We start from the raw sequence: 26,586 nt of genomic DNA, 5'->3' as shown, positions 1-26,586 counted from the left end.
TCCTTGCAGGTAATGTTGCCTGTAAGGATTGTTACTCGGCCACGAGGCAAGACCTGAGACTCGCGAAAGCGCACGTCTCGGGTCTTTTTTTGTGCCCGAAAACGCAATGGACAGAAAGGACTGCCATGGCTTCCGTGAATTACCGGACTTTGGCCGCAGACATCTTGGAGGGTGTCGGCGGGGAAAAGAACATCGCAACGGCAACGCACTGCGCCACGAGATTGCGCCTGACACTGCGCGACGATGCGAAGGCCAACACCGCCGCCGTCGAAAAGCTCCCCGGCGTCATCACCGTGATGAAGGCCGGCGGCCAGTACCAAGTGGTCATTGGCAACGACGTCCCCACGGTCTTCGCGGAACTGGGCAAGATCAGCCGCTTCGGCGGGGATGACAGCCCTGTTGAGGAATCCCCTGCCAAGGGCAACATCTTCAACCGCTTCATTCAGATGATCTCCGCGATCTTCTCCCCCATCCTGTGGCCTCTGGCAGCCGCCGGACTTTTCAAGGCATTCCTGGCACTGGCCGGAAACTTAGGCTGGCTGGCACCCGAGGACTCCACCTATGTGATCCTGAATGCGGCCGCCGACGCCCTGTTCTACTTCCTGCCCCTATTCCTGGCCATCACCGCAGCTAAGCGCTTCAAGGCCAACCAGTTCACGGCCATGGCCATCGCCGGCGCCCTGGTGTACCCGTCCATTGTGGCGCTCAACGGCACCCAGGCCAACTTCGCGGGCATCCCGTTCTCCGTCATGAACTACACGAGCTCGGTCATCCCGATCATCGTCGCCGTCTGGCTGCAAGGGTATTTGGAGCGCTTCCTGCTCAAGGTCCTGCCCTCGGCCATCCGTAACTTCATGACCCCGCTGCTGGCCATGGCTATCATGGTCCCGCTGACGCTGCTGACTGTGGGCCCGGCAACCATCTTCCTGGCCAACGGCCTCTCCTCCGGCATCACCGCCATGTTCGACTTCGCCCCGTGGCTGGCTGGGGCAGTCATGGGCGGCTTCTGGCAGGTCTTCGTCGTGTTCGGCCTGCACTGGGGCTTGATTCCGGTCATGCTCAATGAAATCGCAACCACCGGATACTCCGTCATGATGGCACCCCTGCTGCCCGCCGTGCTGGCCCAATCCGCCGCCATGCTCGCCGTAGCCATCCGCTCCCACAGCGCCAAGCGTCGTGAAGTTGCCTTCCCCGCCGCGTTCTCCGGTTTCCTGGCCGGCGTCACCGAACCCGGCATCTATGGTGTGAACCTGCCACTGAAGAAGCCGTTCTACTTCGGCATCGCTGGCGGTGCCATCGGCGGCGCAATCGTGGCCATGGGCGGAAGCGCCGCGAACGCCTTCGTCTTCCCGTCCCTGATCGGCCTGCCCGCCTTCGCCACCATTGGCAGCTTCATTACTCTGCTCATTGGAACAGCCGCGGCCATCGCCATCGCCTTCCTGCTCACCTACTTCTTTGGCCCTCGCGAAACTCCTGACACGGTCGACGCCGGACCTCCCGACGCCGCTATTGCCCGAGTCACCGCTGGAGCAACTTCGGAGACGGACGCTGCGGCTGAGAATGCCCCCGGCAACGTCATGGTTCTCGCTCCGGTGACGGGTACCGCCGTCGCACTTTCAGAGGTGCCGGATAAGGTCTTCGCTTCCGGGGCCATGGGATCCGGCCTAGCCTTCATCCCCGAGCAGGACACTGTCCACTCCCCCGTTTCGGGCACCGTTCAGGTCGCCATGAAGACAGGGCACGCTTACGGGCTGAAGACCGACAGCGGCGTTGAGGTTCTGGTGCACATTGGCATCGACACCGTGCAGATGCAGGGCGAGGGCTTCGCTGCCGCCGTGACTCGCGGCCAGCGCGTGGAAGCGGGCGATCTGCTGGCCACGATTGACCGCGCCAAGATCAAGGATGCGGGCTTCAACGACATGACCATCATGGTGGTCACCAACACCAAGAAACTGACCGCCGTCGTTCCGCTCGGCCAAGGCCACATGGACCATGGGGTCCCGGCCTTGGACATCGAACTCTAAGCACTCAAAAGCCACACCAAGAAAAGGATTCAGCACCATGAGCAACGGAACATTCACGCCAGCCACAGGAGCATTCCCCGAGGGATTCCTGTGGGGCGGCGCAACGGCAGCAAATCAAGTTGAAGGCGCCTTTAATTCCGGCGGCAAGGGCCTGTCCATCCAAGACGTCATGCCGCAGGGCATCACCACACCTCCCACGGAAGGTCCGACGCCGGACAACCTCAAGCAGGTGGCGATTGACTTCTACAACCGCTACGCCGAGGACATTGCTCTGTTCGCCGAGATGGGTTTCAAGACCTACCGCTTCTCCATAGCCTGGAGCCGGATCTTCCCTAACGGTGATGACGAGGCGCCCAATGAAGAGGGCTTGGCGTTCTACGATCGGGTACTGGACGAACTGCAAAAGCACGGCATCGAACCACTCGTGACCATCAGCCACTACGAAACACCGCTGAATCTGGCCCGCACGTTCGGTGGCTGGACCAATCGTGCAATGATCGGCTTCTACGAACGCTACAGCCGCGTGCTGTTCGAGCGTTTTGGTGATCGGGTCAAGTACTGGCTGACGTTTAACGAGATCAACTCGGTCCTGCACGAGCCGTTCCTGTCCGGCGGCATTCCCACGCCGAAGGCCGAGCTGAGCGAGACTGACCTGTACCAAGCCATCCACCACGAGCTCGTCGCCTCGGCGCGCGTGACGAAGCTGGCCCGGGAGATCGCCCCTGGCGCGCAAGTTGGCTGCATGATCCTGGCCATGCCGGTGTACCCGTTGACCCCCTCTCCGAATGACGTGGTCAAGGCCATGGACACCGCCCACGGCAGCTACGCCTTTGGCGACATCCACGTTCGGGGCGCCTACCCCGGTTACCTGCTGCGCTACTTCCGCGACAACGGCATCGCGCTGGACATCACGGAGCAGGACCGCGAGGACCTGCTGAACACCGTGGACTTCGTGTCCTTCAGCTACTACATGAGCGTCGCCGAGACAGCAGATCCTGCCGCGCTCAAGGGTCCAGGCAACATCATGGGCGGTGTACCGAACCCCACATTGGAGGCGTCGGAGTGGGGCTGGCAGATCGATCCGCAGGGTCTGCGTGTTGTCATGAACGACTACTGGGAGCGCTGGCAGAAGCCGCTATTTGTCGTCGAGAACGGCATTGGCGCCAAGGACGTGCTGGTCGCGGTTGACGGCGTTCCGACAGTGGAAGACGACTACCGCATTGACTACATGAACGATCACCTGGTCCAGGTCCGCGAGGCTATTGCCGACGGCGCCGAGGTCATGGGCTACACGTCCTGGGGCTGCATCGACGTGGTCAGCGCTTCCACGGCACAGTTGAGCAAGCGCTACGGGTTCATCTATGTGGACCGGAATGACGACGGAACCGGCACTCTGAACCGCTACAAGAAGAAGTCCTTCGACTGGTACAAGAATGTCATTTCCAGCAACGGCGCAACGCTAAGCTAGCAGCAATAGGCGGGGCCGCACCGGCCCCGCCCTGTCCACCATTCAAACGTTCCGCCTCGAAGAATCAGGGTAAAGCGGCATGGAGATCCTGCGTGTGTTCAACAACAACGTTGTCCTTGCCCGCGAAGCCAGCGGTGAGCGCCGCGAGGTGATCCTGACCGGTCGCGGTCTGGGGTTTCAGGCCAAGCCCGGCCAAAAGGTTGATCCGACGGCGGTTATTCGCACCTTCGTGCCTGAAGACGGCCGTAGCCCTGATTCCTTGGGGGCCATGGTGGCATCCCTCTCGCCGGAAATCCTTGCACTTGCGGACAAAGCGTTGGAAGCCGGACGTACGGAAATGGACATTCGCCGCAGCGCTGTCCTGACGGTTGCCCTGGCAGATCACCTTAGCTTTGCCATCAAGCGATTGCAGAACGGCATTGAGTTTGAGTACCCGCTCCAGGCTGAGGTCTCGCACCTCTACCCCGCTGAACTACGGGCGGCCCGGAGGATTCTGGCGTACGTCAACGCCACCCTCGATTCGCCGCTGGCTGACGGGGAAGCGGTCTCTATCACCATGCATCTGGTGAATGCCGGATTCACCGCAGGAGACCTGTCCTTCACCTACCAAATGACGGGTGTATTTGCCCAGCTCTTCGACGTTCTGGAACAAGCCAACGGCCAGCCCATCGACCGCGATACCGTCAATTCCGCCCGCTTCATCACCCACCTGCGCTATTTCTTTGTACGGGCCGCCTCCGGGAAACAGCTGGAGGAAGGCGCCGGCAAGCTGGGCTCCGCCATTCGGGATTCCTACCCGGGGGCCTACTCCACAGCCCTCAAACTCCAAAGCGTCCTAGAGCTGCGGCTTGGCGACCCCATGACCGAGGACGAGGCCACTTACTTGACGCTCCACGTTGCCCGGCTCATGGATGAAAACCGGGGCTAGCGGTTCGTTCCGGCATGCCGGGACTGAACAGCCACCTGCTCGAGCCTGCCCGTGTCGATGATGCTATTGCCCACGGGCAGGCTTGGCGCTAGCGCAGCTACTTACCGGTGTGCATTGCCCTCTCATGATGAGCTTCCTTTGCCGCGGCTTCATCCTCGGCAAGGTTTGACGCTGCCTCAGCGTTGGCCACTTCCTCGTCAGTCATGCGCGCCAACTTGGACGGCCACCAAATCTTCTTGCCAATATCGTAGGTGAGCGCCGGAACCAGCACCGAGCGCACCACGAAGGTATCGAGCAAGACGCCGAAGGCCACGATGAAGGCAATCTGCGCCAAGAACAGGATGGGGATGACGGCCAGGGCTGAGAACGTGGCCGCAAGCACCAAACCGGCCGAGGTAATGACACCGCCGGTGATCACCAGCCCCCGCATGATGCCTTCGCGAGTCCCGTGTTTGAGCGATTCTTCCCGCACACGCGTCATCAGGAAGATGTTGTAATCGATGCCCAACGCCACCAGGAAAATGAAGCCGAATAGCGGAACCGCAGGATCGGCACCTGGGAACTTGAACACGCCGTTGAAGACCAGCGCGGCAACACCTAGCGCCGTTCCAAAGGACAGGACAGTGGTCAGGATCAAGATGACAGGAGCCAGCACGGAGCGCAGTAGCAACATCAGGATCAGCAGAATCACAACGAGCACCACGGGAATGATCAAATTGCGATCGTGAATGGAGGCATCGTTCGTATCGATGGCCGTCGCCGTGACGCCACCTACCAGCGCATCTGGCACAGTGTTGGCGAGGTTATCGCGCAAAGTACGGACGACGTCGGACGCGGCGTCAGAATCTGCCGCTGACGCCAGCGTTCCTTGGAGCATGATGTCTCCGTTGACCACCGTGGCTTCCGGAGCGGGGGTGCCCGGAGCGCCCATGGCCTGGATCCCCTCAGCGGTCACCGTCGCAGCACCGCTCGGCGAGTCGGCTGCTACAACAGTGACACCGTCGACACCGTCCGTGCCCAGCAACACGTTGGCGGTTTCCTGAAGTTCAGCCTCGGGTACAACAACCAGCACCGGGCTACCGGTACCACCGGGGAAATGCTCGCCTAGAACCACTTGACCGTCGCGGGCTTCGGAGGCACCCAGCACCAAATCAGATTGGGGAACGCCATTGGCATTGAGCTGTGTGGCACCCATGGCGCCCACAATCAGGATCAAGGAGGTGACGATCCAGATGGTGCGCGGACGCTTTTTGATGCCACGAGCCAGCTTGACCCAGACGCCCTTGGTTGCCATGCCATGCTCGGCAGCAACAGCTTCCGGTTCATACTTCGGGCGGCGCGGCCAGAAGGAAGCCCGGCCGAATGCGAACAGCAGCGCAGGCAGCAATGTCAGCGCCGAGAGCATGGCGAAGACAATACCAACGGCAGCCACAGGGCCCAGCGAACTATTTGACTTCAAGTCGCTGAGCAACAGGCAGAGCAGGCCAACAATGACAGTTCCGCCGGAGGCTGCGATGGGCTCAGCGGACTTCTTGATGGCCTGAATGCTGGCAGACCATTTGTCCCTGGTCATACGGAGCTCTTCACGGTAGCGAGACACATAGAGCAAGGAATAGTCCGTTGCCGCACCAATCACCAGGATGAACAAAATGCCTTGCGTCTGGCCACTCAGCATGAAAATGCCAGCCTTCGCCATCCACCAGACGCTCAAGAGGGCAACACACAAGGCAAACATGCTGGTAGCCAACACCGCTACAGGGAGCAAGAGGGAACGGTAAACACAGATCAGGATGATAAATACGGCCAGCAGCGCCACGCCCAAGAGAATGCCGTCAATGCCGGCGAAGCCCGCAACGAGGTCTGCTGTCAGGCCGGCAGGCCCGGTGACGTGAACACTCACGCCGTCGGGCGCGGTGGAACGCAGCGTGTCACCAATCTCGGCCACCACGTCCCCAATTTCGGAGTCTGCCTGGATGGGGACAAATGCCTGCAGCGCCTTGCCATCCTCGGACGGAATGGCCGGGGAGATGTCCTTTGACACCCCGGCAATCTCTGTCAGCGCCTTGACTTCGGAAGAGATGCTGGAAATTTGCTCGGGGGTGAGCTTGTCGTTTCCCGCGAAAACCACAATCGCCGGAATCTCATCCGAAGCGCGGAATTCCGTCAAAATCTTCTGCACTTGGGTGGCATCAGCGGAGGACGGCAAGTATGTGGTCTGGTCGTTGGAGGAAACTTCACTGACCCGCCCAAAGTAAGGCCCACCGACAGCAGCCCCTGCCAGCCAGCCAACAATCAGGAGGGTGGGCAACAGAATGCGCACCCATTTGGCGATTTTGCGCGGCGCTTTGTGCTCGCCTTTGTGCTCGCCCCGCTTGGCAGTTTTCTCCGCAGTGCTCATGTCCGTACTCTCCGTGGTCGTGCCGCAATTTAATCTCGCTTAGCTAGCAAATATCCTAGCATGATAGAAGCTGAGGCGGCTATACCTCAAGCAGGATAGAATCACCCTATGGAAAGTACCGAGGCAGCAAATAAGCAGTTGCCGCCGAGCATTTACGACGTAGACGCCAGCGACCCCGCGAGCCAGCTCGTGGATCGCTCCGCCATGGACCCCGCGGACGTGCGCCAGATCGGCTCAGTCATGGCTGCCCTGGGCCGCTTGCGTGAAGCCGAGCAGCTGCTCTCAGACGCGTCGCTGAAGTACATGAAATTGAATCAAACGGATATGCGGGCGCTGCACTACCTCATCGTTGCCGCCAATACAGGGGGCGTAACCACCCCGGGTGGCATTGCCGCTCACCTGAAAATTTCGACGGCGTCCACCACCAAATTGCTGGACCGACTGGAACGGGCGGGGCACATCACCCGCTCACCGCATCCCAGCGATCGCCGGGCCTTGGCCATTGCCATCACCGATGTGACGCGCGAATCCGCCATGAATACTGTGGGCCGCCAGCAAGCCAAGCGGTTCTATTCGGCTGCCCGGCTCAATCCTGCTGAACGCGAAGTGGTGATCCGCTTCCTCGATGACATGGCGGAGCAGCTCTCCATCAAGAACCTGACATGGGCCCAGCCGGAAGCGACTGAAGGCTAACGCGCTGGCGGCTAGTTCTTGGAGCAAACGAGCGTGGTTAGTAAGAGTTGTTGAGATCGGAGCAGGATTCAAGAAGTAAGTACGACGGCGGTCACCTAGCGTTGGGTGCATAGCGCAAACCCGCGACTTGCAAGGATTAGGCAAGAATTGAGGACCCATCATGAACACCACATTCAGCAAAGAGGAAAAGGCTGCGATGCGAGCCGCTGCAGCAGAGGCCAAGGCCGCCAAGGTTGGCGCTGACCTGGAGGCCGCTTGCGTGGCTGCCATCGCGGAAATGACCGGCAAGGATCAGGAGCTGGCGCAGATTTTGCATGGCCTGGTTCAGGAACACACCACGTTGGGCGCAAAAACTTGGTATGGAATGCCCGCTTACACGAATGCCGAGGGCAAGGTTGTGGTGTTCTTCCAGTCCGCAGCCAAATTCAAGGTCAGGTACGCCACCATAGGTTTCCAGCCAGATGCGCAACTGGACGACGGGAACTTCTGGGCCACCTCATATGCTGTGACGACGTTGACCGCCGCCGATCAGAAAAAGATCGTGGCCTTGCTGAAGAAGGCGGTTGGCTAAGCCAGCCACCCTCTTCAGAGGTCAATCCGCGGGGCCAAAAGCTACTCCCCGAACACCGCTCGCTGCAAGAACTCGTTGCGGAACTTTCCTTCGGGATCAAGCCGATGCACCAGCGCCTTGAAGTCGTCAAAGCGCGGGTAGAGCGGCGCCAGAGCGGAGGCATCGGCGTCGAACACTTTGCCCCAGTGCGGGCGGGCACCAAAGGGAGCCAGCGCTTCCTCGACCACCTTCACCACGGCTTCTACAGCGGCCTGATCGCGGAACCAAGTGAAGTGGAAGGCTACGCTGTCACGGCCCTGAGCGGTGCTGAGCCAGAGGTCATCGGCTGCCACGGAGCGAATCTCGCCCACCTGCAGCAGCGGGGTGATGACGTCACTGAGGGCGCGCAGGGCCTGGATCGCGGGAACGGCATGGGCCCTATCGATGAGATATTCGGTCTGGATCTCCTCACCGGCACTCGGCATGAACTCCATCCGAAAATGTGAGAGGCGGTCCTGCCACGGCCCGGCCAAACCCAGCTGCTGGGTGCAGTTCACGGCCGAGACTCCCGGCAGCGGGTGCACCCCATCAGTTGCCGCGGTCCCGCCCAGCAATTCTGCTGGGTAGTCACTGGTGCGGCCGTCGCCAATTTTCTGCTTGAACCAGGCCTGGCCAACGCTTTCACCGCTCCAGTCGGTGAACAGGCTGACCGAGTACGCCCGCCCGGTGACGGCGTCATAATTTGCCAGCACAGCATCCCAGTCGAGACCCAGATAGATGTGCTGGGCCACGGTGTAGGCGGGCACAATGCTCAGCGTCACCTCGGTCACGATGCCCAGCGCACCCAATCCCACCACGTATCCGGCAAAGTCCGGCGTCGTCGCGCGGCTCACGGAGCGGACCTCACCTGTGCCGTCCACCAAGCGTAAAGCTACGACGTCGGCCGCCAAGTTTGCGTTGTCATCTCCAGAACCATGGGTGGCCGTGGCGATGGCGCCAGCCACGGAAATGTGAGGCAGGGAGGCCAAGTTTGCCAGCCCGAATCCGTGTGCTGCCAACTCCACCGCCAAGGCGCCGTAACTGCTGCCGCCACCCACGGTGGCTGTCATGGCCTCTGGGTCAATGCGGACGGCAATGAGCATCTTGTCCAAGCAGATCTGGATACCGTCGGTGTCAGCAATGGCATTGAAGGAGTGCCTGGAACCCAGCGCTTGAACCGAGCTGGCGCCACGAACTAGGGCTTGAACTTCGGCTTCCGATTCCGGGTGATGAATCACTGTGGCCCGGTAGTGGTGGTTGCCTGCCCAATTTACCTCTGGGGCGTTGGCGGGTGTCTGCTGCAGGGTCATTTCATGGATCCTAGCTCGAACGAAACAATTTGATGTGACTCACAACATATCAAATCTCACAGGTCTTGCCTATGCCACCACCAACGCGGCGAGCCCGTCCGCATTCTCGCCTACCGATAACAGCTATTGGCTTGGACAAGAGCACCCGCAAAGCCACGCCGGTTAGACTGCAGCTCATGGACATCCGCGTGAGCACTGAGGAAGACTGGCCCGGCATTTTCGAGTTCTACCGCGCTACGATGGCCGAAGGACGTACCTACGCCTTTCCCGAGAACCAGACGCTCGAGGAGGCCAGGCCCTGGTGGGTGGAACAGGCACCAGGGCAAACGGTCGTCGCCGTCGACGGGCAGCGCATCCTCGGCTCGGCAAAAATGGGCCCCAACCGTCCCGGCCGCGGCCAACACATTGCCACCGCATCGTTCCTGGTCGATCCGGCGCACCGGGGCCACGGCACCGGACGCCGCCTGGGAAAGTATGTCATCAGCTGGGCGCGTAGCGAAGGTTACCGCGGCATCCAGTTCAACGCCGTCGTCGAAAGCAATCACCCGGCGGTCCACCTGTGGCAATCCCTCGGATTCCGCATCATCGGCACAGTTCCGGATGCTTTCAATCATCCCGACGACGGTTTTGTGGGCCTGCATGTGATGTATCTGCACCTGAGCTGAGGTACCAGCGAGGCCAGGCCGGAGCTACCCTAATGACGGCATCTGGACAATAGCGTTGGGGTTGTGTTGGCGCTGTTGCCGATCCGGATGGGCAGCTCTGGCAAGTAACCTCTGCATCGCCGCCGAACTGAAGGCCGCCCCTGCTACTGCGGCAAACGTGGCGAGCCGGAAATCTGCTGCAAGGCCCAGGAATTGCCGTCAGGATCACTGAAGTACGCATACCTAACGCCGCCACCCATATCGCTGATATCGGAGACGCCGATCCCCTTGCCTCGCAGTGTCTGCTGGACGGTCTCAAGGTCATCCACCACCAGGTGAAGTCCGTGCACGGGTGCAGCGGTTGGATCGCTGATGCCCACCCCAACAACTATCGAACATGCTGACCCGGGCGGAGTCATCTGAACAACCCGCATACCGTTGCCCGGCTCCACGTCGTGATCGAGGGTGAATCCCACTTGGTCGAGGTAGAAGGCTTTGCTTCGATCAACATCAGTGGTGGGTAGCGGGACCAATTCCAACCGCATTTCCATGGGAACTCCTTCATTTCGCAGCCTTGACTGCATCGCGGCAGGCCTGCGGCCCGACTCTCGCACATGCTACTTAGGAGCATGTCAGCCGATGCCGCCGAACGCCAGCAGTTCCCTAGCTGTACTCGCGTCACGCGCCGCATTTGTGGGACAGTAAAGCATGTCCTCGTCTTCGCGCAAGCCACCGTCCGGCACCACCGCCAAGCAGCAATCGAGCGCCTCTAGCACCCCAGCCACAACACGACCCCGGGCACGGGCGCTGCTCGGACACGTCATGCGCGTGGCCGATGCCCTCCACACCATTCGCGGACGCATCGCCACTTCAACCGGCGCGGTCCCCACCGTGATGGCTTACCCCGGCTACGGCAGCACCAGTTGGGTGCGCGTTCTTGCTCGGGTGGTGCTGATGCGCACCTCCGGGGACAGCACCGCAGGCACGGTGCGCGGCTGGCGGGCCTTCATGAGCGTGCCTGTTCGCAGCAGCACCGTTGAGGTAGAACTCGACGGCGTCACTCACCTAGTGCAGGCCGATGCCGGTGGGCTGGTGGATGTGGTCCTGGACTGCTCCTTGACGCCGGGATGGCACACCATCACGCTGCGAAGCGACGGTGCAGCACCCGCGCAGGCTCGTATTCAGATCGTCGATCCGGACGCCCGCTTCGGCATCGTCTCCGATATTGACGACACTGTCATGGTCACCGCCTTGCCCCGGCCGCTCTTGGCGCTCTGGAACACGCTGGTTCTCAGTGAGCGCGCGCGGACACCCACTCCGGGCATGGCCGTCATGCTGGATCGGGTCATGGCGCAGAACCCCGGCGCTCCCATCCTGTATTTATCCACCGGCGCCTGGAACGTGGCTCCGGCGCTGGCCCGCTTTCTAGCCCGGAACTTGTACCCCGACGGCGTGCTGCTGCTCACCGATTGGGGCCCCACACGCCAGCACTGGTTCCGCAGCGGGCCACAACACAAACTCGGCAATTTGGCGCGCCTTGCCAAGGAATTCCCCGACGTCAAGTGGCTCCTGATCGGCGACGACGGCCAGCACGATCCCGCCATCTACGCCGAGTTTGCCCGGACTCATCCGCAGCAAACGGCGGCCATTGCCATCCGCCAACTGTCCCCCAGTGAGGCGCTGCTAGCTGGTGGCCACACTCATGAGGACACCGCCGCGTTCGAACACGGTGACGTTCCGTGGGTTTCGGCGCCGGATGGGGCCGGAATTGCGGAGCAACTCACAGAGCTAGGACTGCTCTAGAAGCTGCTGTCCGCCAAACCACAGGCTACTATTCTGTTCAGTTCTAGATTCACTCAGCTAAGTGGGGACGAAAATGACCGAGAATAACTCTGCGCAGGACAAGCGCGCCGCCGTTGTCATCAACCCGGTCAAGGCTCCGGATGAAGAGTTCAAAACGAACTTCTTCCAGCTGTGCGCTGACGCGGGCTGGGCCGAGCCCCTGTGGCTGGAAACCACGGAGGAAGACCCGGGCGTTGGTCAGGCGAGGCAGGCGCTTGAGGCGGGGGTCGACGTCGTTATTGCAGCAGGCGGCGACGGCACCGTCCGCACGGTGGCCTCCGTCCTGATCGGCACTGACACCGCCATGGGTTTGATGCCGCTGGGCACTGGTAATTTGCTGGCCCGCAACTTGGGGCTGGACGTCACCGATCCGCTCAACGCGGCCCAAAGTGTTTTGTCCGGTTCCGAAACGAAGATCGACGTGGTCAAGGCCGTTCTTGACCATGGAAAACAGGAACAGCTCTTCCTGGTCGCCGCAGGGGTGGGCTATGACGCTGCCATCATGGGTGATACCAACGATGATCTCAAGGACCGGGTGGGCTGGTTGGCCTACGTTGAAGCCGGCATCCGCAAGCTCCCAGGCAAACCCGTAGGTGCCACCATCACCATCGAGGGGAACCACCCCGTCCACCGAAAAGTACGTAGCGTAATGGTGGGCAATTGCGGGAAGCTGATGGGCGATGTCCAAATCTTCCCCGACGCCCTGTACACCGACGGCATCCTGGACCTGCTGGTCCTTGCCCCGCGCGGCCGCTTCGGCTGGTTGAGCGTCGTGGCGGGCGTCTTTGGCAAGAGCAACAAGCGGAACAAGTCGGTGGAGAGCTACTCGGGAAAATCCGCTGTTATTGACTTGGATAGTCCGCAGGAATTCCAGGTCGACGGCGATCACCTCGGCGAGGTGAGCCACCTCAAGGTCAGCGTGGAGCCACTGGCGCTGACCATCAGAATGATCGCCGCGGCCAAGTAAGCCAAGTCGAACAAGTAAACCCACAGGAGGGATCGATCCTATGAGTTGGCAGCAAAAGTTCATTGTGGAGGAGCGGTTTGTTGCTGCTTCCACGCGGCGGCGCCTCTACCGCAGCTCGGTAGTGCTGATGGTGGTGGGGCTGGTACTTTTCGGGGTGCTCGTTGTCAGCGTTATGACCCAGAGTGGGTTGCAGCGCCTCGATCAGCCGGTGGCCGACTGGTTCCTCTCGCTGCGAAGCGAGGGGCTCACGGCCATCATGAGCGTGTTGGCCGTGGCGTTCGGCCCTACAGCATTGCCCATCATCGTCCTGGTGGTCCTTGTGGCCTGGACGCTGCTGGCCAAACACGCCTGGCGGCCCATCTTGCTGGCTGGCGGGATGATCACCGGCGTGGTCCTGGCCAAGGTCATCGCGCCATTGGTCCAGCATCCACGGCCGCCTGCGGATCTCATGCTCATGGGAGCCGACAGCTCCTACTCATTCCCGTCCGGCCATGTCCTCGGCACAGCAGATTTCCTGCTCATTCTTGCTTTTCTGATTGCGAGCCGGCGCCAGAACAAGTCCCTGACGGTGCTGTTGTTCAGCATTGCCGCCGTCGTGATTCTGGCGCAGGTGGCCAGCCGGCTGTACCTGGGCTATCACTGGATCACTGACACGGCGGCATCCATTGCACTCTCCCTTGTCATCCTAGGAGTCATTATGGTTATCGATACACACCGGACGGTTCGCGTCCACGGGGAACACGTCCACGGCAAGAAGTCCCAAGCTCAGGTGGATGGAACATGAATGCCGCTAACGAGGCTCATCAGGCTGTCAGCAAAGCCGGAAACAGCCGGGCACTGACCATCATGGCAAGGATCGGCTTCGCGGCCAGTGGCCTGATGCATTTGCTCATGGGCTACCTCGCCATCCGGGTGGCGAACCATCAGGGCGGGGAATCGGACCAGTCCGGGGCCTTCGCGCAGATGGTGAAGTTGCCCGGAGGCATGATCCTGTTGTGGGTCACCGTGGTGGGTCTGACGGCCCTGGCCCTGTGGCTTTTGGCTCAGGCCGCGCTGGGAATAGGTTCCTCGTCCAAGAAGCGTTGGGTTCGCAGCGTCATTTCGCTCGGCAAGGGTGTTGCTTATGGTGCTCTGGCGTCGACGGCGCTCTCGCTGGCTTTGCGCCACCCCTCAGATTCTTCTGAGAGTTCGCAACAAGCCAGCGGGACCATTCTTTCCCTTCCGGGTGGGCAGACGCTGCTCATTGCGGTGGGTGTGGTCACGGCAGGCATTGGCGGGTACTTCATCTATAAGGGCGCCCGGAAGAAGTTCCATGAAGACATTGTGCTGCCGTCCGGTCAGGCCAGAAGGGCCGTGGATGCGCTGGGGATGACCGGATACATTGCCAAGGGCATCGCCATCGTGACGTTGGGCGTGCTGTTCGTCGTCGCCGCCGTGCAGGTGGACCCCAAGGATGCCACCGGTTTGGATGGAGCCTTGAAGGCCCTCGCCGCACTGCCGTTCGGGGAGGCCATCTTGATCATGATCGGCGTGGGGCTCATTGCCTACGGAATCTACAGTTTTGCCCGCGCCCGCCTGGCTCGGCTCTAAGTCAGATTGCAAACCTCGACGCCGGAGAAATTGCTATTGAGATACGCGGTCATGGCGCTCTTGCTCTGGTGGACCGCGGCAAAGGTAGCTGACACAGAGGCGCTTCGGCCGGAAGCGCCGTTGGCTGGGTACCTCGCTGAGACCCTAGCGCGCCCGCCCTACGTTTCCAACCATGTCCGGGGCAGATGCAGATAGTGGGGCATGCGCTCCCGGAATGTGTCCGGCGCCAACCAGGACGCACCGGCTGGCAGGGAGCCCAGCCATGGCACGCGGAGGGTGTTGAGGTAGCGGAGGTTTCCACGCTCAAGGTCTGTGGGCGATTCCGGCCATGAGCCAATGACCAATCCGGCCGCAGGAAGTCCGCGGTGAACCAGGGCTTCAAGCGTCAATTGAGTGTGATTCAAGGTCCCCAAACCGCTCCGGCAGACCACAACAATGAGGACCCGGGCCAGTTCCTTCACGCTTCCCGCCAGATCGGCGAGTGTGTGACCCCGTTCGTCCATTTCCACCAGCAGCCCACCGGCACCCTCAACGAGGACAACGCCGTGGGACCCCAGTAACTCGCTGATGTTGTTCGCGTGCTGGGTCAGAGACGGCAGTTTCCGGTTCTCTAGTTCCGCTGCGGCAACCGGGGCCATGGGCGCCGCCAGCCGGATACCCTCGGTCACGCTCCTGATGCCGCTGAGGCGGCGCACCTCGTCCATGTCGCCGGCTTCCTCGCCAGAGATGCCTGTTTGGGTGGGTTTGTAGACGGCCACGGTGGCACCGGCCGCCGCAAAGGATGCGGCTAGGGCCGCCGTCGTGACAGTTTTTCCAACGCCTGTGTCTGTTCCGGTGACGAAAATGATGGTGGGCTGATTCATATGATCCGTCCGGAGACGTTCACGGTGAGCGGCGCTTGAAAGGACAGCAACCGAAGCCATGCAGGTTCCGGGCCCGTCAGTTCCAGCCCCGGCAGGGCACGCGCGGTTTCCTCCACCACCAGCGTCGCCTCCATCTCGGCCAATTTGGCACCCAGGCAGCGGTGCAGACCATGCCCGAAGGCTAGCGAATAGGCACTCGAGGCCGCATCAGCGGGGTGATGGCCGCTGAGCTCAAGCAAAATCTCGGCACCGGCTGGCAGGTCAATGCCGCCGAGCGTCGTGTTCTGGGCAACGGCCCGCCGCCACGTATGCACGGAAGATTCGGTTGCCAGAACCTTACGGACGTGTGCGGCGGCCGCAACGGGTTCCGCCAAGTCAGCCCACGCCGGGGCACCAGGACTCTGCGCTTTTTCGATCCCTCGATACAGTGCCGTGCTGATCAGCAATGAGGTGGTTTCTTGGCCGGCAATCACCAAGAAATACCCCAAGGAACAAACCTCGGCCTGGCTCAGGCCAGCAGCGTGCAGCACGCCGAAGAGGGAATCCGTCCCCCGCGCGGCTTCTGCTTCTCCGCGAAGCCAGCCATAGAATTCCGCGGCGCTGTGCGCCAGCTGAAGTTGCCTCTCTGGGTCTGGCCAACCCCAGAATAGCTCCAGAGAATCCCGGCTCCAGCGTTTCAGCAGGGACAGCTCGGGCAGCGGCAGGCCGGTCAGCTCTGCCATGATGACAGGCGGGATGTGCATGGCGATCGATTCAGCCAGATCCACAACGACGCGACTGCCCGGGACACCGCGGCTCGCGGAGCCGCTGTCAAGCGCCGCAGCTGTCATCTTCAGCCGCTCGACGCTCAGTGCACGGACGTGCTCAGTTATGCCTATCACCTTGGCGGGGGTGAAAAACTTGCCGACCATAGTCCGGACGGAGCGGTGCTTCTCCCCCGTGGCGGATGCCAACACCGGCGGAAGTGCGAACCTCGCCCTGGCCAGAATGCGCAGCGTACCTGGCGCCATTTCCACCACTGAGGTTAAGGCGTTGGTGGGCACAAAGTCCTCCGTGCGCCGCATGGCTTCCTTAACCAACTGCGGATTGCTAATGCTTGTCAGGGTCAAAACCGGACTCCTTGGTGGGCTGGGTATCTGTTGAATGCTCGGAGGTATCGGCGAATCCATGCCGCCCCACCAGCTCAGCGAGCTGTTCGGTGGCACGCCGCAGTTGCTCCGGAGTGAGAGTGGCCCGGGCGGTGAGCCTGATCCGGGATATGCCGTCGGGCACGCTGGGCGGACGGAAGCAAGCAACATGAATACCTCGCGCCCGCAGCTGCTCAGTCACCTCGGCGGCACGACCGGCTGATTCCATGGGAATCGATTGCACGGCTCCGGCCGCCACGGGCACCCCACAGCTTCGGGCCAGGATGGATGCGTTGGCACAGACGCGGTCTGCCAGTTCAGGTTCAGCCAGCACAATCCGTGCCGCTTCCGCAGCGCCGGCAGCCGCAGCCGGTGCCAGTGCCGTATCGAAAATAAAGGTCCGGGCCGAGTTCACCAGATGCTTCCGCAGTGTGGGTGAGCCCAGGACGGCACCACCCTGGGATCCGAGTGACTTGGACAGTGTGGCGGTGACTGCCACGTGTGGCGCACCTGCCAAGCCCGCAGCATGAACGGCGCCCCTCCCGCCACCGAGCACACCTAGGCTGTGGGCCTCATCGACCAGCAAAAGGGCATCGCTTTCAGCACACATCTGTGCCAGCGAACGCAGATTGGCCACATCACCCAGCACCGAATACACGGATTCAACCAGCACGATGGCTCGCGGCTGAGTGCGCTGCTGCAGTGCCGCCCGTATTGCGGTGAGGTCATTGTGGGGCACGCTGACGGCCGGCGAGCGCGAGAGTCGCACGGCATCGATGAGAGATGCGTGGACGTGCGCGTCATGGACCATGAGTGTTCCCGGCCCGCCAAGTGCGGTCACAACGCCAAGGTTTGCTGTGTAGCCGCTGGAGAATGCGAGCGCAGCCCGTTGCCCGGTTAGGGCCCTCAGCTGCTCCTCAAGTTTCACATGGGCCGGGGTGCTCCCGCAGACTACACGCGAAGCCCGGGCCCCGGCCCCGTACTCCTGCAGCGCAGCCATCGACGCAGCTATGACGCGTGGATCTGCGGACAGGCCCAGGTAGTCATTGGAGGCGAGGTCAATGATCTCCCCCGCTGTACCGCCGTCGGGGTTATCCGGATCTGCTGGATATCCTGGGTTTCCCGGGCTGTCTGGGTTTCCCGGGTTCTCCGGGCTGGCCGGGTTCTCCGGGCTGGCCGGGTTCTCCGGGCTGGCCGGGTTCTCCGGGCTGGCCGGGTTCTCCGGGCTGGCCGGCCACAGCCGGATCGAGTCCGTGCGCACAATGCCGCGCTGCCGGCGAACCTCGTCGCGTGAGGCCAGCCAGGCCTCCATCGCCGTGGTTGCGCTCTCGGTGACACCCGTAGTTGCTGGCGCGGACACGCGGTGAGGTGTCCTGGGCATCAGCCGTGCACCTGTGCGATGGCTGCGGTGATGCCCTCCCCAATGGTGGAAACATCCGCCGGGCTAGTGATGTAGGGCGGCATCGTATAGACGAGATTGCGGAAGGGCCGCACCCAGACACCGTGTTTCAGCGCCGCACGGGTCACGGCGGGGACATTCACGGCTTCAGTAAGCTCCACGACGCCGATGGCGCCAAGGACCCGCACATCCAGCACGGATCCGAGGTTGCTGGCCGGTGCCAGCGCCGCGGCGAGGTTCTGCTCGATCCGTTGGACGCCGCTCTGCCAATCTGATGACAACAACAGGTTCATGGATGCACAGGCCACGGCACACGCCAGTGGATTGCCCATGAATGTGGGTCCATGCAGAAGCGCACGCAGCGGCGAATCAGTGACCGTGCGTGCCACGTGCGCGGAGCACAGCATGGCCGCCAGCGTCAGGTAACCGCCACTCAGTGCCTTGCCCACGCACATAATGTCCGGCACCACACCTGCCCACTCCGAGGCAAAGAGCTTGCCGGTCCGGCCAAAACCTGTCGCAATTTCATCCACGATCAGCAGCAGTCCGTGATCGTCGGCCACGCGGCGTGCGGCGGCAAGACACTGTGGCGCGTAGAAGAACATGCCGCCCGCGCCCTGCACCACAGGTTCGAGAATAATGGCGGCCAGCTCCTCGCGATGGAGCGCAACGGTTTCCTCCAACACACCGATCCACGCTGCGACGTCTGCCGGATCGGCCACGAGTTCCCCACCCATGAGCCGGGCGGCAGGTGGTCGCGGCAGAAAATGGTGCTTAGCCACCAGCGACGGGAACGCCGCGTGCATGCCGTCGACGGGATCGCACACGCTCATAGCCGCGAAAGTGTCGCCGTGATAGCCGCCGTGCAGCGCCAGAAACCGTGTGCGCTTAGGGCGACCGCGGCCTAATTGGTATTGGATGGCGAGCTTGAGAGCCACTTCCACAGACACCGAGCCCGAGTCGGCAAAGAACACATGATCCAGACCGTCCGGGGTCATGGCGGTGAGCCGTTCGGCCAGTTCCACCGCGGGTTGGTGGGTGAGCCCGCCGAACATGACGTGGCTGAACTTCCCCGCCTGCTGCTGCAATGCTTGGTCCAGTACCGGGTTGCGGTAGCCGTGGATCATGGACCACCACGAGCTCATGGCGTCGATCGCCTTGAATGCATGACCATCGGCGGCACCCAGAGTCAGCCTGACCCCGTCGGCGGCATGGACGGCGTACGGCGCGTCCCCTTCCAGCGAGGCATAGGGGTGCCATAGCAGTCCCCTGTCCCGAGCAATGAGTGCTGGTCCCCCCAGATCCGCACCAGGCACAACCTTCACAGTGGTCGCTGCGGCCCTCGTGGCAGCTTCAAGCATTGGGGGCCACGGCTGTCCCGGCCCCACGCCGTCGGATGGTGACACGACTGAACACGGAGGGTCCGACGTCGTCCCGGTCTTGGTGGGCCGGATCTTGACGGGCCGAGTCATGCTGCCTCGATAGCTCGGAACCCAGCACAACAAAGCCATTGTCCGCGATCATGGCAAGGTCATCGTCCCCGGCCTGGCCTTCACTAGTGAGGTAGTCGCCCAGGAAGAGCGAGTTGGCCACGTGCAGGGCCAGTGGTTGGAGCGTGCGCAGATGCATTTCGCGACCGCCAGCCATGCGCAGTTCCGTGTCGGGGCAGGCGAAGCGGACCAGGGCCAGGATGCGCAGGCACTGGGCGGGGGTGAGCAGCCAGGTGCCTTCTAGCGGGGTACCGTCGAAGGGCATGAGGAAGTTGACAGGGATGGAATCGCTGCCCAAGGCGCGGAGGGCGAAGACGGCATCGATGAGATCATTGTTGCTCTCCCCCATGCCCACGATCAGGCCCGAACACGGTGACAGGCCGGCTTCCTTGGCATATTCCACTGTCTGCACACGCTCGGCGAAGGTGTGTGTGGAGCAGATGTCGGCGTAGTTTTCTTCGCTGGTGTTGAGATTGTGATTGTACGCATCGGCCCCGGAAGCCTCGAGGCGCTGGGCTTGGCCTTCCTTCAAAATGCCGAGGCAGGCACACACCTCCACGGCCGGGTATTGCTCCTTGAGGTTGCCCACCATCCCGGCCACGCGGTCCACGTCGCGGTCGCTGGGCCCCTTGCCGCTGGCGACCAGGCACACCCGGGACGCGCCGGCGCGGATACCGTTGGCGGCCTGGGCTACGGCCTCTTCTGGTTTGAGCCAGGTGTATTTCAGGATTTGGGCGGCCGATCCGAGGCGCTGGGAGCAGTAGGTGCAGTCCTCGGGGCAAAGACCGGATTTGAGGTTGACCAGGTAGTTGACCTTGACCGTGTTGGCGAAGTGGGTGCGACGTAGCCGGGCGGCGGCCGCGACCAGATCGAGCAACTGATCATCAGCGGATTCAAGGATGGCGAGTGCTTCCTCGCGGGTCAGGGTGGCGCCGTCGAGTTGGCGACTGGCTAGGTCTGCAAAGTAATTGAACACTGTTCAATAGTGGGGTGAGCGTTGGACATTGTCAATCAGAGGCTCTGTTGATGGGGGAAGATGGAGGGGTGCCTCGATGGCATGGGAAACTGGGAGGGGTGGGCCAAGATGGCGTTAACGCGTGAGGCAATCGTGGAGACAGCCATGGGAATCCTGCGCGACTACGGCCTCGCGGACTTGTCCATGCGCCGCCTGGCTCGTGATCTTGGCGTGCAGCCCGGCGCTCTGTACTGGCATGTGAAAAACAAGCAGGACCTACTCACCGTGCTCGCCGGACTGATCCTGAAACCCGTGGCGATTCAGGCTCCAGATAGCCTTCGCGAGCTAGCGGTGCGTGTTCGGGAAACGCTGCTGACGGTTCGGGACAGCGCCGAGGTGGTTGCCTTGGCACACGCCTTGGATCCAAGGTCCACGACCCCGCTGCAGCTTTTCGGCGCACTGTTGGAAGGTGAAAAGCTGCCCGCGGATCAAGCCGAGTGGGCTGCAGAAGCGCTGGTTTCCTACGTTTTGGGTTCAGTCACTGATGAACAGACCCGTGCCGGTTTGACGAGCGCCGGACTGCTGGCGACCACCGAACGGGATGCTGGCAAAATCTTCAACTTCGGACTGGATCTCATGCTGAACGGGCTGGCTACACAGCCCACGCAACGCGCCAGCTGAACCGTAAACGTCACCACGTCTACAAAGCCGTGGACTCATGGTTCCCTCGAGACTGGCAGCTCTGGAAGCCGCCCGAACTGCCACCGCGGGCTTGCCGAGAGCCCATGGGCTGGCATGGTAGCTTTGCTCTTGGACACTGCACGGGGTGCCGCATTGCGGCTGAGAGCTAGACCCGTCGAACCTGATCTCGATAATCCGAGCGAAGGGATGCCGGTCCGGAAACATAGTACGAGAGCGCCTTTTTTGGCGTACGTCTCGCTATTTTGTGCATCCTTTCGCTCTTCTGAAAGGTGCACGCATGCTCATCAAAGACCAGACAGTACTCATCACCGGCGCCGGACGCGGACTCGGCGTGGAGATAGCCCGCTCCTTCGCCCAGGAAGGCGCTCGGGTGGTGGTGAACTACCGCAACAGCGAAGCCGCTGCCCACCAGCTGGCCGCAGAATTTGGCCCAGATAGGGCCATCGCGCTGCGTGCTGACGTTACCAAGTTCGATGAAGTAACAGCGATGGTCAGCTCGGCCGCCGCGCATTTTGGCTCGCCCATCACCACCCTGATCAACAATGCCTTGCCGGACTTTTCCTTCAATGGCGACGGGCGGTCCAAAGCCGATGAGATTGGCTTTGCGGATTTCCACGCCCAGTTCTCTGGAGTGGTGGGCGGGGCCCTGAACACCATCCAGGCTGTGCTGCCGGGGCTAAAAGAAGCCGGCTTCGGGACCATTGTGAACATTGGCACCAACCTGTTTCAGAATCCCGTAGTCCCCTACCACGACTACACCGCAGCAAAAGCTGCCCTATTGGCACTGACCCGGACATTCGCCGCCGATCTGGGACCGGAAAACATCCGCGTCAACATGATTTCGGGCGGGCTGTTGCGCAGCACAGACGCTTCTTCGGCTACTCCCGAGCACGTCTTTGACGTGATCGCTGGCGGGACGCCGCTGCGCAGGGTCACCACCCCCGCCGAATTTGCTGATGCCACCTTATTTTTCGCATCTCCCTGGTCGCGGGCGGTGACGGGACAAAATCTCGTGGTCGACGGCGGACTGGTGATGAACTAGCAGGCGGGGACAGATCATGAACACTGCAACACAATTGCACATCAACGCCTTCCTCTTTGGCGCTGGACACCACACCATGGGCTGGCGGCACCCGGACTCTAGCGCCGACCGCGTTGGCGACATCGCTTACTTCGAGGAGCTGGCCCAACTCGCCGAAAGCGGCTGTCTTGACGCCGTCTTCTTCGCGGATGGGCACAGCATCAACCGGCAGTATTCAGCCGGTGTGCCGGGGCTTCTGGAACCGATTACGGCGTTGAGTGCCATGGCCCGGGCCACCCACCACATCGGGCTGGTCACCACCGTGTCCTCCAGTTTTTATACGCCGTTCCATGCTGCACGGATGCTGGCGTCGCTCGATCACATCAGTGGCGGCCGGGCGGGGGCCAACATCGTCACGTCCATGTTTGATGCCGAGGCCCAGAATCACGGAATGACTGCACTGCCACCGCATGCCGAGCGCTATGAGCGCGCCGATGAATTTGTCCACGTGATTGCTCAGCTGTGGGACTCCTGGTCCGACGACGCGCTTCCGCGGGACCGGGAAAACGGTACGTTTATCGATCCAGGGCACATTCGCCCGATCCACCACGAGGGTAAGTATTTCTCCGTGGCGGGTCCCCTCAACGTTCCGCGTTCAACGCAAGGCAGGCCCGTGCTCTTTCAGGCAGGTTCTTCCGAAGCAGGCCGGGAGTTTGCTGCCCGTTGGGCCGAGGCCATCTACTCCGTCTCCTGGGACAAGGACTCTGCGCTCGAGTTCGCCGCCGATATGCACCGACGGCTGGCCCGCGCCGGACGCGGCGAAACCGCCGTTCCTATCCTCCCCGGCTTGGTCACCTATATCGGGGCTACACACGCCGAGGCGTTGGAGAAGAAACGGGTCCTGGATGCTTTTCTGGACATTGACGCGGCCATCGCCCAACTCAACATTTTCACCGGCCAGGATTACACCAACCATGAACTTGATGAGCCTGTCGTTGCCTTGCCAGCTGCTGAATTGTTCACGGGTCCGCAGGGGCGCTACCTGACGGTGCAGCGCATCATTGAGACGAAGCACCCAACGCTGCGTGAACTGCTGGGTTTCTTGGCTGCTGGCGGTGGCCATGCAACGATGATTGGCACGCCCGCCACCGTAGCGGATGAAATCCAGGACTGGTTCGAGTCCGTTGCCTGCGACGGCTTCAACCTCATGTGCCCCGCTTATCCTGAATCGCTCAAGGACTTTGTGGAGCTGGTCGTTCCCATCTTGCAACAGCGTGGCCTTTTCCGAACGGCTTATCCAGGAAGCACACTGCGGGAAACTTTGGGCCTACGGCGACCAGCTGTGAGGAATTTGACCGGGCACGCGAGGTAGCCGCGAGCCTCCTGAGGGGTCCTCCCTTTTCTTAAAGTTCGACGACGGGAGCCCACCTTTTTCGCGAAGGTGGGCTCCCGGCGTCGAACTTTAAGAAAAGAGCGGGAAGGGTCAGAGGGTAGCTGACTGTAATTCCGTGGCATCCTTGCGGGGCTGCGGCTTGGCGGCGTTGGTCAGCAGGGACGCGAGCGTGACCACTACCAAGACCAGGATCATGGCACCGCGCAGGCCGAATTCCTCGCCCAGGAAACCGAGCAAGGGCGGGCCCACCAGGAAGGCGACATATCCGGCGGTGGCCACGGCGGCAACGGAGGAGGTGGGGTCGTCGCTGTCGGCCGCGGCAGACAAGGTCACAGGGAAGCCCAGGGCGGCACCCACACCCCAGAGCAGCACGGCGGCGCCGGCGATGATGCGGTTATCGGAGAAGATCACGAGCGCAATGCCCACGGCGGAGACAAGTGTGCTGGCGCGCAGAACGGTGGCGTTGCCGAAGCGCTTCAGCAAGGGCGCACCGAGGAATCGGCCCAGAGTCATGGCTGCCGCGAATCCGGCGAAGACGACTGAGCCGAGCGTGGCCGTGAGGCCGTGGCCGTCAACCATGAGTAGGGGCAGCCAGTCCATGGCGGATCCTTCGGCGAGCGCCAGCGCCAGGATGATGAGCCCGAGCATGAGGATGCGTGGTTCGCGCCAGGCGTCGAGCCAGGACGTGCGCGGTTGCTGTGTTTTTTCGATGTTCTCGCCGCGCGCCACGCGGGGGACGCGGCCTGTTTCGGCTGAGATAAAGCGGGTCAAGGTAGCGAGCACGCCGGCGCCGAACAGGGCTACCAGCACCAGTTGCCAGGTGACGGAGAAGTTGATGGACGTCAGGAGAATGCCCACCACTGCGCCGATCACGGTTCCTAAGCTGAAGCAGCCGTGCAGGGCTGGCATGACCGATTTTCCGGAGAGTGTTTCCAGTGCCGCGCCTTCAATGTTGATGGCGATTTCACTCACCCCGATCCCGAAGCCCACGAGTGCCAGTCCGGCGAAAACCCCGGGGAAGTTGGACATTCCGGCACAGATGCCAAGCATGGCGATCCCGGCAATGAAACTGGATCCGCCTACAGTGGCCGTGAAGCGCACCCCTTGACGGCGCACCACTGCGGCAGAGGAAAGCACTCCTGTCATGGAGCCAACGGAGAGACCCACCAGCACCAGACCCATCTCGGCTGTGGAGGCTGCCAGCAGATCGCGCACGGCCGGGGTCCGGACCACCCACGATGCCATGCCGATGCCAAACATCAACATGAAAGCGAAAATGGCAAGGCGACGCCGTGAGAAATCCGAGGGGGTTTTGGTCATGGCTACAAGCTTAGGCGGTCAGGGCGTCCCGGCGCGCGGAATGACGGAACAGAGTCTGCCCTCACACTGCGTCGAGTATCACTGGATCCCATGCAGGCAAAGTCCGCCGAAGACTGAGAAGATTTAAGGGCAGCTTTTACTAATGGAGACCCCGTGAACACCTTGATCCAAAAATTCCTTGCCCTCTTTTCCGCCCCCAAGCCGTTGCCAGCAGAGGCGAGCGAAACTCGCATCGCGCTAAGTGGCATGCCACTGGCCAGCCCCGAATACTTGCGCGAATTTGCTCACCGCATCGGCCTTGAAGTGGACGATCTCTCCCCTGCGGAGCAGACCGAGTTGAAGGCTCGCTTGGATCGCTCCATGGACTTCAGGGAGGAAAACTATGCCTTCCTGTACCACGAGGTGTATCAGCTGGGACATGGTTATTCGCTGGAGGACGCCACTCTCGTCAGCGCCCAGGTCACTGAAATCGCCGCTGACTCAGCCGCTAGGGCATTCCTGGATTACCGTGAAAATGCCGTGGCTGCAGAGGCCCTGATGGCGGCCGGTACCCTCCTCAAGGAGGAGGGCGATTCTGCCGCGGCAGAACGCTTGTTCATGCTGGCTGATGCTCGCCGTCATCGCAGTTCACTGCTGGAGGCCAACCTGGCGGACTCCGCCACCACGGATTCCCGTGAAGCTGAGCCCGAGCAGGCCAAAACCGAAGCGCTCGCAATTGTCGATATCGCAGCCAACGGCGCGGCCAACAACTCTACCGACGGCGAAGATCACGCCACCGAGACGGGGAATTCGGGGCTTGAAGGGCTCATGGATGCTCCTGTTACAGCGGTTACAGCGGTTACAGCGAAGAATCGCGCTAACTAATCCAAGGGCCATGGGATCCGACCCAAGGTTTGCTGGGCATCTGACCCCGCGGGACGGTGGCGGGGTAGGGCTGCGATCCTGCAGACTTCTAGACAAACATGAACTGGCTGCCGCACCGTCTTCGGTGCGGCAGCCAGTTCATGTGTGGGTCGCTGGGTCAGTGACCGGTATGGGTTTCAGCCTTCTTGGAGGCTTTCTCAGCGTCCTTCTGGGCACGGACTGCTTCTGCCTCGTCCTGCTCCTCAGCCTTTTCCTGGTGAATGACCTCCGCCAGCAGCTTCTCCATTTCCTTGGCTACGCCAGCAGCCGAGGCGGGGTTCTGGCCTGTCACCAAACGGTCAGCCACCTCAACCTCCTCCTCGAAGACGTCAGCGAAGACGTGCGTGGCTCCCAGTTCGGCAAGTCTGTCAGCCAGGAAGAACGGGATGACTTTGTCCTTTCCTGCGGCAACTTCCTCGTCGTTGGTGAAAGCCGCCACCTTACGGCCGTTGACGAGGTGGATGCCGTTGGCCAATTTGACGTTCAGCAAGCCGGCAGGTCCGTGGCAGACCGCGCCCACCACGCCTCCGGCGCTGTAGACGCTGGCTACTAGGTTCTGCAGGCCCTCGCTGTCAGGGAAGTCCCACATGGTGCCATGGCCTCCCACGAGGTAGACGGCGTCGTACTGTTCAGGATCAACGACGTCGACAGAAGCCGTGTTGTAGAGACCGGCACGCGTGGTCTCATCTTCCGTGAACGCAACTTGGATGGGATCTGTCGAGTCCACCTCGTCACGAGGAGGTTGTCCGCCCTTGATGGATGCAAAATCAACGAAATGCCCGGAATCCTTGAAGACTTTCCAAGGATGCGCAGCCTCAGCCACGTTGTAACCGGTCTTCTCGCCTGTATCGCCGATCTCCGAAACGCTGGTCAAAACCATGAGGATTTTCTTCATGAAATGCTCCTTTCGTCTACTTTCAAGCCTAGTAGAGTCAGGCCAAGCTGTCCTGTTTGGATAAA

Annotated in this window: 23 protein-coding genes, 1 pseudogene and 1 riboswitch; of the genes and pseudogenes, 14 read left to right on the top strand and 10 right to left on the bottom strand. The window is 61.7% G+C overall.

Annotated features, from left to right (window positions below; all coding sequences use genetic code 11):
• Window positions 1–125: 125 nt before the first annotated feature.
• From CXQ93_RS00500 to CXQ93_RS00490, 3 genes are all read left to right on the top strand, one after another.
• Window positions 126–2,024 carry a beta-glucoside-specific PTS transporter subunit IIABC gene (locus tag CXQ93_RS00500; RefSeq protein WP_104108549.1) on the top strand — a complete coding sequence of 633 codons (1,899 nt, stop codon included), beginning with the start codon at window positions 126–128 and terminating at the stop codon, window positions 2,022–2,024.
• Window positions 2,025–2,061: 37 nt separating this feature from the next.
• Window positions 2,062–3,492, top strand: coding sequence for a glycoside hydrolase family 1 protein (locus tag CXQ93_RS00495; protein WP_104108548.1), 1,431 nt, complete (start codon window positions 2,062–2,064; stop codon window positions 3,490–3,492).
• Window positions 3,493–3,571: 79 nt separating this feature from the next.
• On the top strand, window positions 3,572–4,420 hold the full coding sequence (locus tag CXQ93_RS00490; protein WP_104108547.1) for a PRD domain-containing protein: 849 nt from the start codon (window positions 3,572–3,574) through the stop codon (window positions 4,418–4,420).
• A 97-nt stretch (window positions 4,421–4,517) separates the two neighbouring features.
• On the opposite strand, the gene CXQ93_RS00485 is transcribed toward CXQ93_RS00490, so the two are convergent.
• Complete coding sequence (locus CXQ93_RS00485; RefSeq protein ID WP_104108546.1) at window positions 4,518–6,818, bottom strand: efflux RND transporter permease subunit; 2,301 nt, start codon at window positions 6,816–6,818, stop codon at window positions 4,518–4,520.
• A 108-nt stretch (window positions 6,819–6,926) separates the two neighbouring features.
• On the opposite strand from CXQ93_RS00485, the gene CXQ93_RS00480 reads away from it, so the two are divergent.
• Window positions 6,927–7,511, top strand: a complete 585-nt coding sequence (locus tag CXQ93_RS00480; RefSeq protein WP_104108545.1) for a MarR family winged helix-turn-helix transcriptional regulator — start codon at window positions 6,927–6,929, stop codon at window positions 7,509–7,511.
• A gap of 160 nt (window positions 7,512–7,671) precedes the next feature.
• Window positions 7,672–8,082: a hypothetical protein gene (locus tag CXQ93_RS00475; protein WP_104108544.1), complete on the top strand. Its 411-nt coding sequence runs from the start codon at window positions 7,672–7,674 to the stop codon at window positions 8,080–8,082.
• Between the two features lie 41 nt (window positions 8,083–8,123).
• Here the strand turns inward: CXQ93_RS00475 and CXQ93_RS00470 are convergent, their stop codons facing one another.
• Window positions 8,124–9,410: a D-arabinono-1,4-lactone oxidase gene (locus CXQ93_RS00470; protein WP_104108543.1), complete on the bottom strand. Its 1,287-nt coding sequence runs from the start codon at window positions 9,408–9,410 to the stop codon at window positions 8,124–8,126.
• Between the two features lie 176 nt (window positions 9,411–9,586).
• Here CXQ93_RS00470 and CXQ93_RS00465 point away from each other — a divergent pair, with 176 nt between their 5' ends.
• Window positions 9,587–10,075 carry a GNAT family N-acetyltransferase gene (locus tag CXQ93_RS00465; protein ID WP_104108542.1) on the top strand — a complete coding sequence of 163 codons (489 nt, stop codon included), beginning with the start codon at window positions 9,587–9,589 and terminating at the stop codon, window positions 10,073–10,075.
• 143 nt (window positions 10,076–10,218) lie between these two features.
• On the opposite strand, the gene CXQ93_RS00460 is transcribed toward CXQ93_RS00465, so the two are convergent.
• Entirely contained in the window at window positions 10,219–10,605 is a 387-nt protein-coding gene (locus tag CXQ93_RS00460; RefSeq protein WP_104108541.1) for a VOC family protein, read from the bottom strand.
• A gap of 157 nt (window positions 10,606–10,762) precedes the next feature.
• On the opposite strand from CXQ93_RS00460, the gene CXQ93_RS00450 reads away from it, so the two are divergent.
• The 4 genes from CXQ93_RS00450 to CXQ93_RS00435 all read left to right on the top strand — a co-directional run bounded on the left by CXQ93_RS00450 (window position 10,763) and on the right by CXQ93_RS00435 (window position 14,453).
• Window positions 10,763–11,857 (top strand): App1 family protein, encoded by a 1,095-nt coding sequence (locus CXQ93_RS00450; RefSeq protein WP_258068498.1) that lies wholly within the window; start codon window positions 10,763–10,765, stop codon window positions 11,855–11,857.
• Between the two features lie 73 nt (window positions 11,858–11,930).
• Entirely contained in the window at window positions 11,931–12,863 is a 933-nt protein-coding gene (locus CXQ93_RS00445; RefSeq protein WP_104108538.1) for a diacylglycerol kinase family protein, read from the top strand.
• Between the two features lie 40 nt (window positions 12,864–12,903).
• On the top strand, window positions 12,904–13,647 hold the full coding sequence (locus CXQ93_RS00440) for a phosphatase PAP2 family protein (protein ID WP_104108537.1): 744 nt from the start codon (window positions 12,904–12,906) through the stop codon (window positions 13,645–13,647).
• Window positions 13,644–14,453, top strand: coding sequence for a DUF1206 domain-containing protein (locus tag CXQ93_RS00435; protein ID WP_104108536.1), 810 nt, complete (start codon window positions 13,644–13,646; stop codon window positions 14,451–14,453). The genes CXQ93_RS00440 and CXQ93_RS00435 overlap by 4 nt, the downstream gene beginning before the upstream one ends.
• A gap of 158 nt (window positions 14,454–14,611) precedes the next feature.
• On the opposite strand, the gene bioD is transcribed toward CXQ93_RS00435, so the two are convergent.
• From bioD to bioB, 5 genes and pseudogenes are all read right to left on the bottom strand, one after another.
• A complete protein-coding gene (gene bioD / locus CXQ93_RS00430; protein ID WP_104108535.1) occupies window positions 14,612–15,316 on the bottom strand; it encodes a dethiobiotin synthase in 705 nt (234 codons plus the stop codon).
• Window positions 15,313–16,425: a cytochrome P450 gene (locus tag CXQ93_RS00425; protein ID WP_104108534.1), complete on the bottom strand. Its 1,113-nt coding sequence runs from the start codon at window positions 16,423–16,425 to the stop codon at window positions 15,313–15,315. Before CXQ93_RS00425 ends, bioD begins: the two co-directional genes overlap by 4 nt.
• Window positions 16,406–17,803 (bottom strand): 8-amino-7-oxononanoate synthase, encoded by a 1,398-nt coding sequence (locus tag CXQ93_RS00420; protein WP_258068497.1) that lies wholly within the window; start codon window positions 17,801–17,803, stop codon window positions 16,406–16,408. The genes CXQ93_RS00425 and CXQ93_RS00420 overlap by 20 nt, the downstream gene beginning before the upstream one ends.
• 20 nt (window positions 17,804–17,823) lie before the next feature.
• Window positions 17,824–19,203, bottom strand: a complete 1,380-nt coding sequence (gene bioA / locus CXQ93_RS00410) for an adenosylmethionine--8-amino-7-oxononanoate transaminase (protein WP_104108532.1) — start codon at window positions 19,201–19,203, stop codon at window positions 17,824–17,826.
• Between the two features lie 127 nt (window positions 19,204–19,330).
• Window positions 19,331–20,308, bottom strand: a pseudogene (gene bioB / locus CXQ93_RS00405) (biotin synthase BioB); the annotation flags it as partial.
• Between the two features lie 81 nt (window positions 20,309–20,389).
• Between bioB and CXQ93_RS00400 the strand changes: the two are divergent.
• The 3 genes from CXQ93_RS00400 (at window position 20,390) to CXQ93_RS00390 (ending at window position 23,382) form a co-directional block, all read left to right on the top strand.
• A complete protein-coding gene (locus tag CXQ93_RS00400; protein ID WP_219817303.1) occupies window positions 20,390–20,968 on the top strand; it encodes a TetR/AcrR family transcriptional regulator C-terminal domain-containing protein in 579 nt (192 codons plus the stop codon).
• A 131-nt stretch (window positions 20,969–21,099) separates the two neighbouring features.
• Window positions 21,100–21,193, top strand: a riboswitch (TPP riboswitch).
• 73 nt (window positions 21,194–21,266) lie between these two features.
• On the top strand, window positions 21,267–22,031 hold the full coding sequence (locus CXQ93_RS00395) for a 3-oxoacyl-ACP reductase (RefSeq protein WP_104108530.1): 765 nt from the start codon (window positions 21,267–21,269) through the stop codon (window positions 22,029–22,031).
• Between the two features lie 16 nt (window positions 22,032–22,047).
• A complete protein-coding gene (locus CXQ93_RS00390) occupies window positions 22,048–23,382 on the top strand; it encodes an LLM class flavin-dependent oxidoreductase (protein WP_104108529.1) in 1,335 nt (444 codons plus the stop codon).
• A 111-nt stretch (window positions 23,383–23,493) separates the two neighbouring features.
• Here CXQ93_RS00390 and CXQ93_RS00385 read toward each other — a convergent pair whose 3' ends face one another.
• Entirely contained in the window at window positions 23,494–24,723 is a 1,230-nt protein-coding gene (locus CXQ93_RS00385) for an MFS transporter (protein ID WP_104108528.1), read from the bottom strand.
• A gap of 153 nt (window positions 24,724–24,876) precedes the next feature.
• Between CXQ93_RS00385 and CXQ93_RS00380 the strand changes: the two genes are divergently transcribed.
• Window positions 24,877–25,587, top strand: coding sequence for a hypothetical protein (locus CXQ93_RS00380; RefSeq protein ID WP_104108527.1), 711 nt, complete (start codon window positions 24,877–24,879; stop codon window positions 25,585–25,587).
• A 157-nt stretch (window positions 25,588–25,744) separates the two neighbouring features.
• Here the strand turns inward: CXQ93_RS00380 and CXQ93_RS00375 are convergent, their stop codons facing one another.
• Window positions 25,745–26,521 (bottom strand): type 1 glutamine amidotransferase domain-containing protein, encoded by a 777-nt coding sequence (locus CXQ93_RS00375; protein ID WP_104108526.1) that lies wholly within the window; start codon window positions 26,519–26,521, stop codon window positions 25,745–25,747.
• Between the last annotated feature and the right edge of the window lie 65 nt (window positions 26,522–26,586).

This window comes from Arthrobacter sp. N199823, from assembly GCF_002929705.1.
In the GTDB taxonomy this organism is placed as follows: Bacteria; Actinomycetota; Actinomycetes; order Actinomycetales; family Micrococcaceae; genus Specibacter.
The sequence above is the reverse complement of the archived record's forward strand: the minus strand, read 5'-3'. Positions and strand labels throughout refer to the sequence as shown.